Here is a 552-nt window from a genome sequence, read left to right as displayed (position 1 = left end):
GAACAAGCAGAATATCGGTACGGGCATTGGTACGGGGGCGGCTATTGGCGCATCCGTTGGTGGTCCTGTTGGCGCTGTTGCTGGTGCAGTAATTGGCGGCATTGCTGGTTCTTTGTTTTAAGGAGTGGTGAATGAGCGGATTTGCACAGGGGTTACTTGCCGGATTCAGCACTGTTGACCAGGCAATGACCCGTCGTAAGGAGCTTGGTTTGCGAGAAGCACAGCTTGCTCAGCAACAGAAAAATAACGAGCGCGATTTTGAATTTGCGCAGTCTCAGTTTGAACATAATAAAGACGTTGATCAGCGGAACTTTGATTACAGAGCCAAAGTTGATGACCGCAATTACGCACTGCAGGAAAGGGAGTTTAACGCCAACCAGAATTACCGGAATGCGTCGCTGGGGATGGAACAGCAACGACTCCAGTTGCAGAAATACAACCAGCGACGGCTTGAGTATAACGATATGATTGCCCATAGCCAGCCACTAATGGAAGCGCTTGGAAAAGCAATTGAGGCTGGCGATCAGGAGGCTGCAACGCTGTCTCTTATAC

1 protein-coding gene is annotated in these 552 nt (G+C 50.0%); it reads left to right on the top strand.

Annotated features, from left to right (window positions below; all coding sequences use genetic code 11):
* Positions 1-131: 131 nt before the first annotated feature.
* Positions 132-552, top strand: a 421-nt coding sequence (locus Y887_RS19815; protein WP_211257030.1) for a hypothetical protein, incomplete at its 3' end; no start/stop codon positions are given.

This window comes from Xanthomonas pisi DSM 18956 (assembly GCF_001010415.1).
In the GTDB taxonomy this organism is placed as follows: Bacteria; Pseudomonadota; Gammaproteobacteria; order Xanthomonadales; family Xanthomonadaceae; genus Xanthomonas; species Xanthomonas pisi.
The sequence above is the reverse complement of the archived record's forward strand: the minus strand, read 5'-3'. Positions and strand labels throughout refer to the sequence as shown.